The organism is Streptomyces scabiei 87.22, assembly GCF_000091305.1.
Taxonomy (GTDB): Bacteria; Actinomycetota; Actinomycetes; order Streptomycetales; family Streptomycetaceae; genus Streptomyces; species Streptomyces scabiei.
In genome coordinates, this window is the sequence record NC_013929.1 from 4,654,703 (window position 1) to 4,667,040 (window position 12,338).

Sequence of the window (12,338 nt, forward strand, 5' to 3'; positions counted from 1 at the left end):
GCCGGGGCCTCCCGCACCCCTGACGTGAACGGCTGTTCTACGAACAGTTACATGCCCGGCGCATAGGCCAATTGGGGGGCGTGGGGGCGGTTATGGACCTTGGGGCGGGGGCACACGTCGGGGTATGGGCTGGACGCACGACTACAGTGACGCAGCACGCAACCGCCGCTCGGCCGCGGGCCTGAGCTCCCACCAGAGGGGCGCCCCGCAGTTGCGGGACACGGATCCCCGGCTGGGAATTCCGCGCATCCTGCGTCGCCGGGCCCGCTGGGTCTCGGCCCGGCTGCGCCATTCCCGTCCCTGACCCCGCGGGACGACCCGCTCGGCACGTCACCGCCGCGGAGCGACCCGCTCAGCACCGCACCGGACCCGCCCGGCCTCAGAGGGCGCAGCTGTCGCTGTCCACCTGCTGGTTGGCCGTACGGCCCTTGGCGATGTCCTCCTGGACCTCGTCCGCGGTGAGGGCGTAGCCGGTGTCCGGGTCGTCGAGGGACTTCGCGAAGACCACGCCGTACACCTTGCCCTCGGGGGTGAGCAGCGGGCCGCCCGAGTTGCCCTGACGGACGGTCGCGTACAGCGAGTAGACGTCACGGTGGACGGTGCCGCGCTTGTAGATGTCGGCGCCGTTGGCCGTGATGCGCCCTCGCACGCGCGCGGGGCGGATGTCGTACGCGCCGTTCTCCGGGAAGCCCGCGACGATCGCGTCGTCGCTGCCGACGGCGTCCTTGGTGGTGAAGTGCAGTGCGGGCGCCTTCAGTCCCGGCACGTCCAGGACGGCGATGTCGCGCTCCCAGTCGTACAGGACGACCTTGGCGTCGTACTTGCGGCCCTCGCCGCCGATCTGGACCGTGGGCTCGTCCACTCCGCCGACCACGTGCGCGTTGGTCATCACCCGGCGCTCGCCGAAGACGAAGCCGGTGCCTTCGAGGACCTTGCCGCAACTCTGCGCCGTACCCATCACCTTGACGATGGATCGCTTGGCGCGCTGGGCGACGGGGCTGCTCGCGAGCGCCGGGTCGGGGGGCTGGACCTCGGTGATCGGCTCGTTGGAGAACGGGCTGAAGACCTGCGGGAATCCGTTCTGCGTGAGGACCGAGGAGAAGTCCGCGAACCAGGTGTCCGCCTGGTGGGGCAAAGCCCCCGCCACGCCCTGCAGCACCTTGGAGTTGCGGACCTCCTTGCCGAGCGTCGGCAGCGTCGTCCCCGCGAGGGCGGAACCGATCAGCCAGGCGACCAGGAGCATGGCCACCACGTTGACGAGGGCGCCGCCGGTGGCGTCCAGGGCGCGGGCCGGGGACCAGGTGATGTAGCGGCGGAGTTTGTTGCCGAGGTGGGTGGTCAGGGCCTGGCCCACCGAGGCGCAGACGATCACGATAACCACCGCGACCACGGCGGCGGCCGTGCTGACCTCGGAGTTGTCGGTCATCCAGTCCCAGATGACGGGCATGGCGTAGACCGCGACCAGGCCACCGCCCAGAAAGCCGATCACCGAGAGGATGCCGACGACGAAGCCCTGTCGATAGCCCACGATCGCGAACCAGACCGCGGCGACCAGCAACAGGATGTCCAGCACGTTCACCGCTTCAAGCCTCGCCTCGTCACTTCGCCAGCACTACAGGCCGACCGGGGGACCGGTCCGCCGCGCGGCGCCAGGGAGACGCAACGGGCCCCGGACGACGCAGCACGGCAGCCACCCTGTCATGAGCGCCAGTCGAGCGGGACCTGCTTCTCACGGTCCCAGGGGCGCTCCCAGCCCGCGTAGTGCAGCAGACGGTCGATCACTCCGGCCGTGAACCCCCACACGAGGGCCGATTCGACCAGAAATGCCGGGCCTGCGTAGCCGCGGGGGTGAATGGCGGTGGCCCGGTTGGCCGGATCCGTGAGATCCGCCACGGGGACGGTGAAGACGCGGGCCGTCTCGTTCGGATCGACGACCCGGACCGGGGTCGGCTGTCGCCACCAGCCGAGGACGGGCGTCACGACGAAGCCGCTGACCGGGATGTACAGCTTGGGCAGCACGCCGAAGAGCTGGACTCCCGCAGGGTCGAGGCCGGTCTCCTCCTCGGCCTCGCGCAGGGCGGCCCGCAGCGGGCCGTCGGTCCGCGGGTCGCCGTCCTCGGGGTCGAGGGCACCGCCCGGGAACGACGGCTGGCCGGCGTGCGATCTGAGCGAGCCGGCGCGCTCCATGAGCAGCAGCTCGGGGCCGCCCGAGCCCTCGCCGAACAGGATCAGGACCGCCGACTGCCGGCCCGAGCCGTTCTCCGGCGGCAGGAAGCGGCTCAGCTGCAGCGGCTCGACCGTGTCGACGGCGTGCGCGACCGGGTCCAGCCACGCGGGCAGGCCCGCCCGGTCCAGGACCGCGTGTCCGCCCTGTGCGCCGTGCCCGCTGTCGGTGTCCGTGCCGCCGTCCGTCCGGCTCGCGCGTGTCATCGCCACCCCCATCGTTCTTCCGGTCCCAACGCCCGGGAGACCGCTGATCGTTCCACTGGTGCCTCATGTCCCTCGTGTGGGTGGCGGGTACCGGGACGGGGAGGGGGCGTGCCGTGCCGTTCCGTGGCGCCCGTCATCCGGCGGCTCCGAGGGGCGGGGCCGGGATGCCGCCCGCGTCGAGGTAGGACTGCGGGGGCTTCAGGCGCTGGCCGGGGAAGCCGCCCTTCTCGTACTTCAGCAGCTTCGCGGCCTTCTCGGGGTCGGTCTCGCCCTCGCCGAACGCCGGGCAGAGCGGCGCGATGGGGCAGGCGCCGCAGGCCGGTTTGCGGGCGTGGCAGATACGGCGGCCATGGAAGATCACATGGTGCGACAGCATCGTCCACTCGCTCTTCGGGAAGAGCCCGCCGATGGCCGCCTCGATCTTGTCCGGGTCGGTCGCCTCGGTCCACCGCCAGCGCCGTACGAGCCGCTGGAAGTGTGTGTCCACGGTGATGCCGGGCCGGCCGAAGGCGTTGCCCAGCACGACGAAGGCGGTCTTGCGGCCGACGCCGGGCAGCTTGACCAGGTCTTCGAGACGGCCGGGGACGTCACCGCCGTGGTTCTCCACCAGGGCCTTCGACAGTCCCATGACCGACTTCGTCTTGGCGCGGAAGAAACCGCAGGGCCGCAGGATCTCCTCGACCTCCTCCGGGACGGCCGCGGCCAGGTCCTCGGGGGTGGGGTACTTGGCGAAGAGCGCCGGTGTCGTCTGGTTGACCCGCAGGTCGGTCGTCTGCGCGGACAGCACCGTCGCCACGACCAGCTGGAAGGAGTTCTCGAAGTCCAGCTCGGGGTGCGCGTACGGGTACACCTCGGCGAGTTCGCGGTTGATACGGCGGGCTCGGCGGACGAGGGCGGTCCGTGACTCGTTCTTGGGGGCCGCGGGGGGTGTCGGGGGCTTGGCGGGAGCGGGAGAGGCGGCGGTGGCGGCGGTGGTCGCTTTCGCCGGGGCCGCCTTTCGGGGGGAGGCCGCCTTTCGTGCCGGCACCGCGCTTTGCGTCGCGGCTGTCTTCTTCGCCGCCGCGGTCTTCGGGGCCGGTGTCTTCGCCGGTGTCTTCACCGCCTTCTTCACGGCTGCCTTCTTCGTAGCCGTCTTCTTCATGGCCGCCTTCCTCGCAGCCGGCGGCTTTTGAGCGGTTGCCCTTTTCTCCGGGGCGGCCTTTTTCACCTCGGCCGCGGTCTTCTGGGCGGAGTTCTCCACCATTGATGGATCGGACACTTTCGTCGCCTTTGCCGTTTTGTTCGCTCCTGTGGAGCCCTGTTCGCCCACAGCGGAATCGCGACGTGCAGCCACCCGCCCAGCCCCCTTGGCCTGTGCTCTCACCGGCGTTTTGGACACCCGGCCAGCCTAAAGCCCGGCACCGACATCCGCCCCGGGCCCTGAAGATCGGCCCCCAATTGGACCCCTGACGCTTACCCCGGGACATGTGTGCGGCATCCTTGTGACAGATCACACTGTTTGGTCCGCCCGGCAAGATGGGGAACACGGTCCCCTGGTACTACGGGGAGCAAGATCCCCTGAGCAGGTCGACAAGGAGAGAACTCGTGGACGACGTTCTGCGGCGCGCCCCGCTCTTCGCGGCGCTCGATGACGAGCAGGCCGCGGAACTCCGCGCCTCCATGAGTGAGGTGACCCTCGCGCGGGGTGACGCTCTCTTCCACGAGGGCGACCCCGGTGACCGCCTCTATGTGGTCACCGAGGGCAAGGTCAAGCTGCACCGCGCGTCGCCCGACGGCCGCGAGAACATGCTGGCCGTGCTCGGCCCCGGTGAACTGATCGGCGAGCTGTCGCTGTTCGACCCCGGGCCGCGTACGGCGACCGCCACGGCCCTGACCGAGGTCAAGCTGCTCGGCCTCGGCCACGGCGACCTCCAGCCCTGGCTGAACGCGCGTCCCGAGGTGGCCGCGGCGCTGCTCCGGGCGGTCGCACGCCGACTGCGCAGGACCAACGACCAGATGTCCGACCTCGTGTTCTCGGACGTGCCCGGGCGCGTCGCTCGCGCGCTGCTGGACCTCTCCCGGCGGTTCGGCGTGCAGTCGGAGGAGGGCATCCATGTGGTGCACGACCTCACCCAGGAGGAGCTGGCGCAGCTCGTGGGCGCGTCCCGGGAGACCGTGAACAAGGCGCTGGCGGACTTCGCGCAGCGAGGGTGGCTGCGGCTGGAGGCCCGCGCGGTGATCCTGCTGGACGTGGAACGACTGGCCAAGCGGTCCCGCTGACGCGGGCCGCGTCGTCGGTCGGCGCGGTGTGCCGACCGATGCGGGGCGTGTGACGACCGATGCGGGGCGTGTGACGACCGATGCGGGGCGTGTGACGGCCGATGCGGGGCGTGTGACGGCCGATGCGGGGCGTGTGACGGCCGATGCGGGGCGTGTGACGGCCGGAGTTTCGCAGCACCGGCCAGGTCGCACGGCCGTTCGTACGCCGCGGGCAGGACCGTCGGTACGTCGATGGGGCTCGTCTCGTTCGCGAGGCGGGCCCGTTTCGTTGTGCCCTCACCACTCCGCCGCCCCGCCACCCGCCGGTTCCGGTCTCGGGGAACCGGAGCCCCGCCCGGAAAACGACCTGCACCCCGGACTCTTCTCGCCGCACAGTGGCCGTGTGGCCGGAACGGGGAGCGCGAGAGGGCTGGACAGCCGCGGGTACATCGAGCGGGAGGGGGCCTTGGGGCGGGTCGGCGAGACGTTCGCGCCGGTGGTCGCGGCGGCCCGGGAGCGGATCGTGGCGGTGTTCGCGGGACGGCTGCACAGTGCGTACCTCTACGGGTCGATCCCCCGGGGTACGGCCCGTCCGGGGCGCAGTGACCTCGATCTGCTTCTGGTGTTGCTCGGGGAGCCCACGGAGGCCGACCGGACGGCGGCCCGGTCGCTGGACGCCGCTCTGGACGCGCGCTTTCCCCAGATCGACGGGGCGGGGACCCTCCTCGTCGGCCGGGCGCAGGTGTTGAGCGACCTGGAGAGGTACGACCTGGGCTGGTTCCTGGCCTGTCTGTGCACGCCTCTCCTGGGCGAGGACCTCGCGGAGCGGCTGCCCCGCTACCGGCCGGACTCCCTCCTCGCCCGGGAGACGAACGGCGACCTGGCGCTGCTCCTGCCGCGCTGGCGCACGCGGGTCGCGGAGGCCGCCGGCGACGACGCCCGGCGGATGCTCGTCCGGGGTTGTTCCCGGCGGCTCGTCCGTACCGGTTTCACCCTCGTGATGCCGCGGTGGAACGGCTGGACCAGCGATCTGCACGAGATGGCGCAGGCGTTCGGCGCGTACTACCCCGGGCGGGCCGCCCAGATGCGCGCGGCGGCGGCGGCCGGATACGAGCCGGGTGCCGATGCCGGGGTACTGCGGACGTATCTCGACGACCTCGGGCCCTGGCTGGCCGAGGAGTACACGCGCGTGCACGGAATCAAGGCGCCACGGCCCGGCGGCCACCCATGACGAGGGCGGGCGGAGTGTCTCCTGGCACGGCAGCACCCGGACCGGCGGACTGACGAACGCCCCTGGGCGGCCCTGGGAGGGGCCTCTGGGGCCTTGGATGTCCCAGGGGCACCCGAGGCGCTGTTCGTCGGTCGCGGGGCCGGAGAGAGCCGCTCAGGCGTACGACGGGGTCGGCGACGGGGTCAGGGACGGAGTCAGATCAGGCCGTGCTCGGTCAGGTACTCCAGCTGCGCCCGCACCGAGAGTTCCGCCGCCGGCCACAGGGAGGGGTCGACGTCCGCGTAGACGTGGGTGACGACCTCGTCGGGGGTGCGGTGGCCGTTCTCGACCGCCGTCTCGACCTGGGCGAGCCGGTGGGCACGGTGGGCGAGGTAGAACTCGACGGCACCCTGGGCGTCCTCCAGGACGGGGCCGTGGCCGGGCAGGACGGTGTGGACGCCGTCGTCGACCGTGAGGGACCTGAGGCGGCGCAGGGAGTCGAGGTAGTCGCCGAGGCGGCCGTCGGGGTGGGCCACGACCGTCGTCCCGCGTCCCAGGACCGTGTCGCCCGTGAGCACGGCACGGTCGGCCGGGAGGTGGAAGCAGAGCGAGTCGGCGGTGTGCCCGGGGGTGGGTACGACCCGCAGCTCCAGACCGCCGACCGAGACGACGTCACCCGCGCCCAGCCCCTCGTCGCCGAGCCGCAGGGCGGGGTCGAGGGCCCGCACGCTCGTCCCGGTCAGTTCGGCGAAGCGGCCGGCGCCCTCCGCGTGGTCCGGGTGGCCGTGCGTGAGCAGGGTCAGCGCGACCCGTTTGCCGGCCTTCTCCGCCGTGTCGACGACCCTGCGCAGGTGGACGTCGTCCAGCGGGCCCGGGTCGATCACGACCGCCAGGTCGGAGTCCGGCTCGGCGACGATCCAGGTGTTGGTCCCGTCCAGTGTCATCGGGGACGCGTTCGGCGCGAGCACGTTGACCGCGCGCGCGGTGGCGGGCCCGGACAGGACGCCACCCCTGGGCCGGCCGGGGAGAGCTGCTGCGTCGGTCATGCGCGAGTGCCTTCCAGCGGTACGGGCGGGGTACGGGGCGTGCACGGCAGGGGGCGGGACGCGCGCGGGGGCGGGGCCCCGCCGTCCGGTCGGCCCGGCAGGGTGGTCCCGTCCGTCATCCGGAGTCCCCGGCGCCCGGGATCCGCTTGGTGAACTCGGCGTGGCCGGGCCAGGAGAGGACCACGTCGTCGTTGTCCGCGAGACGGGCCTCGGCGAGGACGGGGGTCAGGTCGCAGGCGGGCGCGGCGGCGAGCGCGGCGGCGGCCGTGTCGTACTCGGCGAGCCGGCGCAGGGTCGCGATGGTGGGCGGCATCATCAGCAGGTCGCCCTTGTCGTAGCCGTCCGCCGCGTCCCCTGGCCGGATCCACACGGTGCGGTCGGCCTCCGTGGAGGCGTTGCGGGTGCGCTGCCCCTGCGGGAGCGCGGCCACGAAGAACCAGGTGTCGTAGCGGCGGGACTCGAACTCGGGGGTGATCCAGCGGGCCCAGGCGCCCAGCAGGTCGGACCGCAGGACCAGCCCCCTGCGCTCCAGGAACTCCGCGAACGACAGCTCCCGTGCGGCCACCGCCGCGCGGTCCGCCTCCCAGTCGTCGCCCGTGGTGTCCCCGACCACGGTCTCGGGATCGGGCCCGGCGAGCAGCACGCCCGCCTCCTCGTACGTCTCCCGCACGGCCGCGCAGACGATCGCCTGGGCGTCGTCCTCGCCGACACCGAGTCTGGACGCCCACCACGCGCGCGTGGGGCCGGCCCAGCCGATCTGGTGATCGTCGTCGCGGGGGTCCACGCCACCGCCGGGATAGGCGTACGCGCCCCCGGCGAAGGCCATGGAGGCGCGTCTGCGCAGCATGTGCACGACCGGCGTGTCGGCCGTGTCCTTGAGCAGCATGACGGTGGCGGCCCGTCTGGGGGCCACCGGTGTCAGCGTGCCGGCCGCGAGTGCGCGGATGCGGTCCGGCCATTCGGGTGGGTACCACTGCCCGTTTGCCATGGGCGGAGGCTAACTCGTCACGGGCGGATGTTCGAGTGAGCCTCCGCGGTCCCGGCGGTCCCGGCGGTCGCTACGCGACGGTGAGCTCCACCTGGAGTTCCACCTCGACCGGCGCGTCCAGCGGGAGGACGGCCACACCGACCGCGCTGCGCGCGTGGACACCCTTGTCGCCGAAGACGGCGCCCAGGAGTTCGCTCGCGCCGTTGAGCACGGCGGGCTGCCCCGTGAAGTCGGAGGCCGAGGCCACGAAACCGACGACCTTCACCACGCGTGCGACACGGTCCAGGTCGCCCGCCACGGACTTCACGGCGGCGAGGGCGTTCAGCGCGCAGGTACGCGCGAGTTCCTTGGCCTCCTCGGGGGTGACCTCGGCGCCGACCTTGCCGGTGACGGGCAGCTTGCCGTCCACCATGGGGAGCTGCCCGGCGGTGTACACGTACACACCGGACCGGACCGCCGGCTGGTACGCGGCCAGCGGCGGGACGACCTCGGGCAGCCGCAGCCCCAGCTCCGCGAGCCTGGCCTCGACGGCGCTCACGGCTTGGGCCGCTTCAGGTAGGCCACCAGCTGCTCGGGGTTGTTCGGCCCGGGGACGACCTGGACGAGCTCCCAGCCGTCCTCGCCCCAGGTGTCCAGAATCTGCTTCGTGGCGTGGACGAGCAGCGGCACGGTTGAGTATTCCCACTTGGTCATGCGGCCGACCTTATCCGCTGCCCGGCCGCCGCCCGGCACGGGATCCGCCTCGGTCGCGGACGGGCGGTGCCGGTCGGGGCGGCCCCCGGACGGGCACGGGGACACACCCCGACCGCGTGGGGTTTCCCCTCCCCCGACTGCGTGGGTTCCCCGCCCTCCGCGCGGGGCATGACGGCAGGGACGGGCCGGGGCCGGCGGGCTGGACCGGCGCGGTCGTCGGGCGGGCGGAACAGAAGTTGTCCACAGCCTCCCGCGTATGCCGCGCGCCGACTGGTTAGGCTCGAATACGTGAGCAGGCTCCAGGTCGTCAGCGGCAAGGGCGGGACCGGAAAGACCACGGTCGCCGCCGCACTCGCGCTCGCCCTCGCGACCGAGGGCAAACGCACCCTCCTGGTCGAGGTCGAGGGCAGGCAGGGCATCGCACAGCTCTTCGAGACGGAGGCACTGCCGTACGAGGAGCGGAAAATCGCGGTGGCACCCGGGGGCGGGGAGGTGTACGCGCTGGCCATCGACCCCGAACTGGCCCTGTTGGACTACCTCCAGATGTTCTACAAGCTCGGCGGGGCCGGCCGGGCCCTGAAGAAACTCGGCGCCATCGACTTCGCCACCACCATCGCGCCCGGCCTCCGGGACGTGCTGCTGACCGGAAAGGCCTGCGAGGCAGTGCGCCGCAAGGAGAAGAGCGGGCGGTTCACGTACGACCACGTGGTGATGGACGCGCCGCCCACCGGCCGCATCACCCGTTTCCTGAACGTGAACGACGAGGTGGCGGGCCTGGCCAAGATCGGCCCGATACACAATCAGGCCCAGGCCGTCATGCGGGTCCTGAAATCACCCGGAACGGCCGTGCATCTGGTGACGCTGCTGGAGGAGATGCCCGTCCAGGAGACGGCCGACGGCATCGCCGAACTGCGGGCCGCGCAGCTGCCGGTGGGACGGGTCATCGTCAACATGGTGCGGCCGGAGCTGCTGGACGCCGACGAGCTGGAGTTCGCGCGCACGGTGCCGCGCACGGCCGTCGCCAAGTCCCTGTCCACGGCGGGGCTGGGCGGCGCGCGGCGCGGCGGCAACGCCGAGCGTCTGGTGGAGCCGCTGCTCGCGCAGGCCGAGGAGTACGCCGAGCGGTACACCCTGGAGCACGAACAGCGGGGCGTCCTGGGTGAGCTGGGCCTGCCGCTGCACGAACTGCCGTTGCTCGCCGAGGGAATGGACCTGGCGGGCCTCTACGAACTGGCCACGGAACTGCGTCAGCAAGGAATCTCATGACTCCGGACCCGGCCAACGCGCACGAGGCCACCGCACACGAGGCCACTGGACGCGAAGCGGCCCACTCCCCTGAGGGACACCGTGTGATCGGCTCGACCCGCCCCCTCGCGGTCGATCCCCTGCTGGACGATCCGCGGACCCGCATCGTGGTGTGCTGCGGCGCCGGCGGGGTGGGGAAGACGACCACGGCGGCGGCCCTGGGGGTGCGGGCCGCCGAGCGCGGTCGCAAGGTCGTCGTGCTCACCATCGACCCGGCCCGGCGGCTCGCCCAGTCCATGGGCATCGACTCGTTGGACAACACCCCGCGGCGGGTGAAGGGCATCGACGGGGACGGCGAACTGCACGCCATGATGCTCGACATGAAGCGCACCTTCGACGAGATCGTCGAGGCGCACGCGGACCCGGACCGTGCCTCCGCGATCCTGGGCAACCCCTTCTACCAGTCGCTCTCGGCGGGCTTCGCGGGCACGCAGGAGTACATGGCGATGGAGAAGCTGGGCCAGCTGCGGGCCCGGGACGAGTGGGACCTGATCATCGTCGACACGCCCCCGTCACGCTCGGCGCTGGATTTCCTGGACGCCCCCAAGCGGCTCGGCTCGTTCCTCGACGGGAAGCTGATCCGTGTCCTGCTGGCACCGGCGAAGGTCGGCGGGCGGGCGGGGATGAAGTTCCTGAACGTCGGCATGTCGATGATGACGGGCGCCCTGGGCAAGCTGCTGGGTGGTCAGCTGCTCAAGGACGTACAGACGTTCGTGGCCGCCATGGACTCCATGTTCGGCGGTTTCCGTACGCGCGCGGACGCCACGTACAAGCTGCTCCAGGCGCCCGGCACGGCTTTCCTCGTGGTGGCCGCGCCGGAGCGGGACGCGCTGCGCGAGGCGGCGTACTTCGTGGAGCGTCTGGCGGCCGAGGACATGCCGTTGGCCGGGCTGGTGCTCAACCGGGTGCACGGCAGCGGCGCGGCCCAGCTGTCGGCGGAGCGTGCGCTCGCCGCCGCGGAAAATCTTGAAGAGCCCGGCATTGTGGATCAGATGGACGGGAAAGCAGTTCGTAACTCTCCCGACACGCAAGGCAGTTCAGACAGTTCAGACCGTTCCGGCAGCTCAGACCACGCAGGCAGTCCAGACCGTGCAGGCAGTCCGGCAAGTCCGGCCAGTTCCGACTCTCCCGCCACGACCGGCACCGAGGACGGCTCCCCCGCCCCGGACCTGACCGTGGAACAGCTCACGTCGGGCCTGCTCAGACTGCACGCCGAACGGATGCGGATGCTCTCCCGCGAGCAGCGCACCCGTGATCGCTTCACCGCGCTGCATCCCGAGGTGGCCGTGGCCGAGGTGGCCGCCCTGCCCGGCGATGTCCACGACCTGGCGGGGCTGCGCGACATCGGGGACCGGCTCGCGGCCATAAGGCCGGAGCTGCCCGTCTCCGAGGACTGACCGGACCGACAGCCGACAGGACCGACGGCTGAGCGAACCGACGCCTGACAGGACCGATGCCTGCCTGATCGAACCTACGGCCGGCCGTCCACGCCTGCCGCAAGCCCGCGCGCCGCCCGACCCCGCACGACGGCAGGACCGTACGACCGGAGGACCTGACGGCACTTACACAACTTCAGGGCTGCGGCACTGCAGGAGGCACAGGACCGCACGCACGACGACGGCCACCCGCACGAGGTGCACGAGTACAGACGACCGACAACGACGGTTGCCACACAACCGCATGAGCCGCCGAGGCTGCATCACTGTGTGGTGCGGCAGGCCAGGACGTCCCCTGGTCCGCCCAGTGGAGCGCTCCCGTGGCCCGTCTCCGTGGTCCGTCTCCGTAAGACCACCAAGGCCGCACCACGGCCCGCCCGTTGATCCACGCCTCGGGGCACCCGAGAGCCGGCACACCTGCCCGACGCGCCGACACCTCAAGGGCGCCCTCGACCGACGTGGCCCGGAGGGGCCGTCGCCGTCAGCTCACTGCCGCGTAGTTCTCGTAGATCTCGTCATCGTCGAGCGGCAGAATGCCCGCGCCACGCTCGTACTCCGTGCGCGCGGTCTCCAGCAGCCTGCGCCAAGACGTGACGGTCGGACGCCTGCGCAGCAGTGCGCGACGCTCACGCTCCGTCATTCCTCCCCACACGCCGAACTCGACGCGGTTGTCCAGCGCGTCCGCCAGGCACTCCGTCCGCACCGGGCAACCGGTGCACACCGCCTTGGCCCTGTTCTGCGCTGCTCCTTGAACGAACAGTTCATCCGGATCGGTAGTGCGGCAGGCAGCCTGCGCACTCCAGTCGGTTACCCAGCCCATACCGGCGCCGTCCTCTCCCGAATCGAGGCTCCCCCACGGCGGCAGCGGCATATTCACCGCCGCCAGTTGAGGACGTTACGGAAGGTGGGCACAGCGCAACACCCCCTTCGGGCCCAATCTTGAATGGCCCGAACGGACTATGCGTAAGCGGCAGATCACCCGCGGGAGTGAC

13 protein-coding genes are annotated in these 12,338 nt (G+C 71.7%); 5 read left to right on the forward strand and 8 right to left on the reverse strand.

Going from position 1 to position 12,338, the window contains the following annotated elements; translation table 11 throughout:
* Window positions 1-124: 124 nt before the first annotated feature.
* Window positions 125-304, forward strand: a complete 180-nt coding sequence (locus SCAB_RS48570; protein ID WP_078580148.1) for a hypothetical protein — start codon at window positions 125-127, stop codon at window positions 302-304.
* Between the two features lie 75 nt (window positions 305-379).
* Here SCAB_RS48570 and SCAB_RS19625 read toward each other — a convergent pair whose 3' ends face one another.
* From SCAB_RS19625 to nth, 3 genes are all read right to left on the reverse strand, one after another.
* Window positions 380-1,579 carry a MarP family serine protease gene (locus SCAB_RS19625; RefSeq protein ID WP_013001819.1) on the reverse strand — a complete coding sequence of 400 codons (1,200 nt, stop codon included), beginning with the start codon at window positions 1,577-1,579 and terminating at the stop codon, window positions 380-382.
* Between the two features lie 119 nt (window positions 1,580-1,698).
* A complete protein-coding gene (locus SCAB_RS19630; RefSeq protein ID WP_037724349.1) occupies window positions 1,699-2,430 on the reverse strand; it encodes an NUDIX hydrolase in 732 nt (243 codons plus the stop codon).
* Window positions 2,431-2,563: 133 nt separating this feature from the next.
* Window positions 2,564-3,673: an endonuclease III gene (nth, locus tag SCAB_RS19635; protein ID WP_013001821.1), complete on the reverse strand. Its 1,110-nt coding sequence runs from the start codon at window positions 3,671-3,673 to the stop codon at window positions 2,564-2,566.
* Window positions 3,674-4,014: 341 nt separating this feature from the next.
* Between nth and SCAB_RS19645 the strand changes: the two genes are divergently transcribed.
* Together SCAB_RS19645 and SCAB_RS19650 are read left to right on the forward strand one after the other, a co-directional pair.
* Complete coding sequence (locus SCAB_RS19645) at window positions 4,015-4,689, forward strand: Crp/Fnr family transcriptional regulator (RefSeq protein WP_013001822.1); 675 nt, start codon at window positions 4,015-4,017, stop codon at window positions 4,687-4,689.
* Window positions 4,690-5,071: 382 nt separating this feature from the next.
* Complete coding sequence (locus SCAB_RS19650; RefSeq protein ID WP_231885090.1) at window positions 5,072-5,899, forward strand: nucleotidyltransferase domain-containing protein; 828 nt, start codon at window positions 5,072-5,074, stop codon at window positions 5,897-5,899.
* Window positions 5,900-6,093: 194 nt separating this feature from the next.
* On the opposite strand, the gene SCAB_RS19655 is transcribed toward SCAB_RS19650, so the two are convergent.
* The 4 genes from SCAB_RS19655 to SCAB_RS45935 all read right to left on the reverse strand — a co-directional run bounded on the left by SCAB_RS19655 (window position 6,094) and on the right by SCAB_RS45935 (window position 8,605).
* Window positions 6,094-6,924, reverse strand: coding sequence for an MBL fold metallo-hydrolase (locus SCAB_RS19655; RefSeq protein ID WP_013001824.1), 831 nt, complete (start codon window positions 6,922-6,924; stop codon window positions 6,094-6,096).
* Window positions 6,925-7,039: 115 nt separating this feature from the next.
* Window positions 7,040-7,912, reverse strand: a complete 873-nt coding sequence (locus SCAB_RS19660) for an NUDIX hydrolase (RefSeq protein WP_013001825.1) — start codon at window positions 7,910-7,912, stop codon at window positions 7,040-7,042.
* 70 nt (window positions 7,913-7,982) lie between these two features.
* Window positions 7,983-8,450 carry a RidA family protein gene (locus SCAB_RS19665; protein WP_013001826.1) on the reverse strand — a complete coding sequence of 156 codons (468 nt, stop codon included), beginning with the start codon at window positions 8,448-8,450 and terminating at the stop codon, window positions 7,983-7,985.
* Window positions 8,447-8,605 (reverse strand): DUF4177 domain-containing protein, encoded by a 159-nt coding sequence (locus tag SCAB_RS45935; RefSeq protein WP_005476015.1) that lies wholly within the window; start codon window positions 8,603-8,605, stop codon window positions 8,447-8,449. Before SCAB_RS45935 ends, SCAB_RS19665 begins: the two co-directional genes overlap by 4 nt.
* A gap of 288 nt (window positions 8,606-8,893) precedes the next feature.
* On the opposite strand from SCAB_RS45935, the gene SCAB_RS19670 reads away from it, so the two are divergent.
* Both SCAB_RS19670 and SCAB_RS19675 read left to right on the forward strand, forming a co-directional pair.
* Window positions 8,894-9,871, forward strand: coding sequence for an ArsA family ATPase (locus SCAB_RS19670; RefSeq protein WP_013001828.1), 978 nt, complete (start codon window positions 8,894-8,896; stop codon window positions 9,869-9,871).
* Window positions 9,868-11,307, forward strand: coding sequence for an ArsA family ATPase (locus SCAB_RS19675; RefSeq protein ID WP_013001829.1), 1,440 nt, complete (start codon window positions 9,868-9,870; stop codon window positions 11,305-11,307). Before SCAB_RS19670 ends, SCAB_RS19675 begins: the two co-directional genes overlap by 4 nt.
* A 520-nt stretch (window positions 11,308-11,827) precedes the next feature.
* Here the strand turns inward: SCAB_RS19675 and wblA are convergent.
* Complete coding sequence (wblA, locus tag SCAB_RS19680) at window positions 11,828-12,166, reverse strand: transcriptional regulator WblA (RefSeq protein WP_013001830.1); 339 nt, start codon at window positions 12,164-12,166, stop codon at window positions 11,828-11,830.
* Window positions 12,167-12,338: the final 172 nt, after the last annotated feature.

Coding starts and splice junctions, on each gene's coding strand:
- SCAB_RS19655 (WP_013001824.1), bottom strand. CDS start 6,924: ATGACCGACGCAGCAGCTCTCCCCGGCCGGCCCAGGGGTGGCGTCCTG.
- SCAB_RS45935 (WP_005476015.1), bottom strand. CDS start 8,605: ATGACCAAGTGGGAATACTCAACCGTGCCGCTGCTCGTCCACGCCACG.
- SCAB_RS19630 (WP_037724349.1), bottom strand. CDS start 2,430: ATGACACGCGCGAGCCGGACGGACGGCGGCACGGACACCGACAGCGGG.
- SCAB_RS19660 (WP_013001825.1), bottom strand. CDS start 7,912: ATGGCAAACGGGCAGTGGTACCCACCCGAATGGCCGGACCGCATCCGC.
- nth (WP_013001821.1), bottom strand. CDS start 3,673: ATGGTGGAGAACTCCGCCCAGAAGACCGCGGCCGAGGTGAAAAAGGCC.
- wblA (WP_013001830.1), bottom strand. CDS start 12,166: ATGGGCTGGGTAACCGACTGGAGTGCGCAGGCTGCCTGCCGCACTACC.
- SCAB_RS48570 (WP_078580148.1), top strand. CDS start 125: ATGGGCTGGACGCACGACTACAGTGACGCAGCACGCAACCGCCGCTCG.
- SCAB_RS19675 (WP_013001829.1), top strand. CDS start 9,868: ATGACTCCGGACCCGGCCAACGCGCACGAGGCCACCGCACACGAGGCC.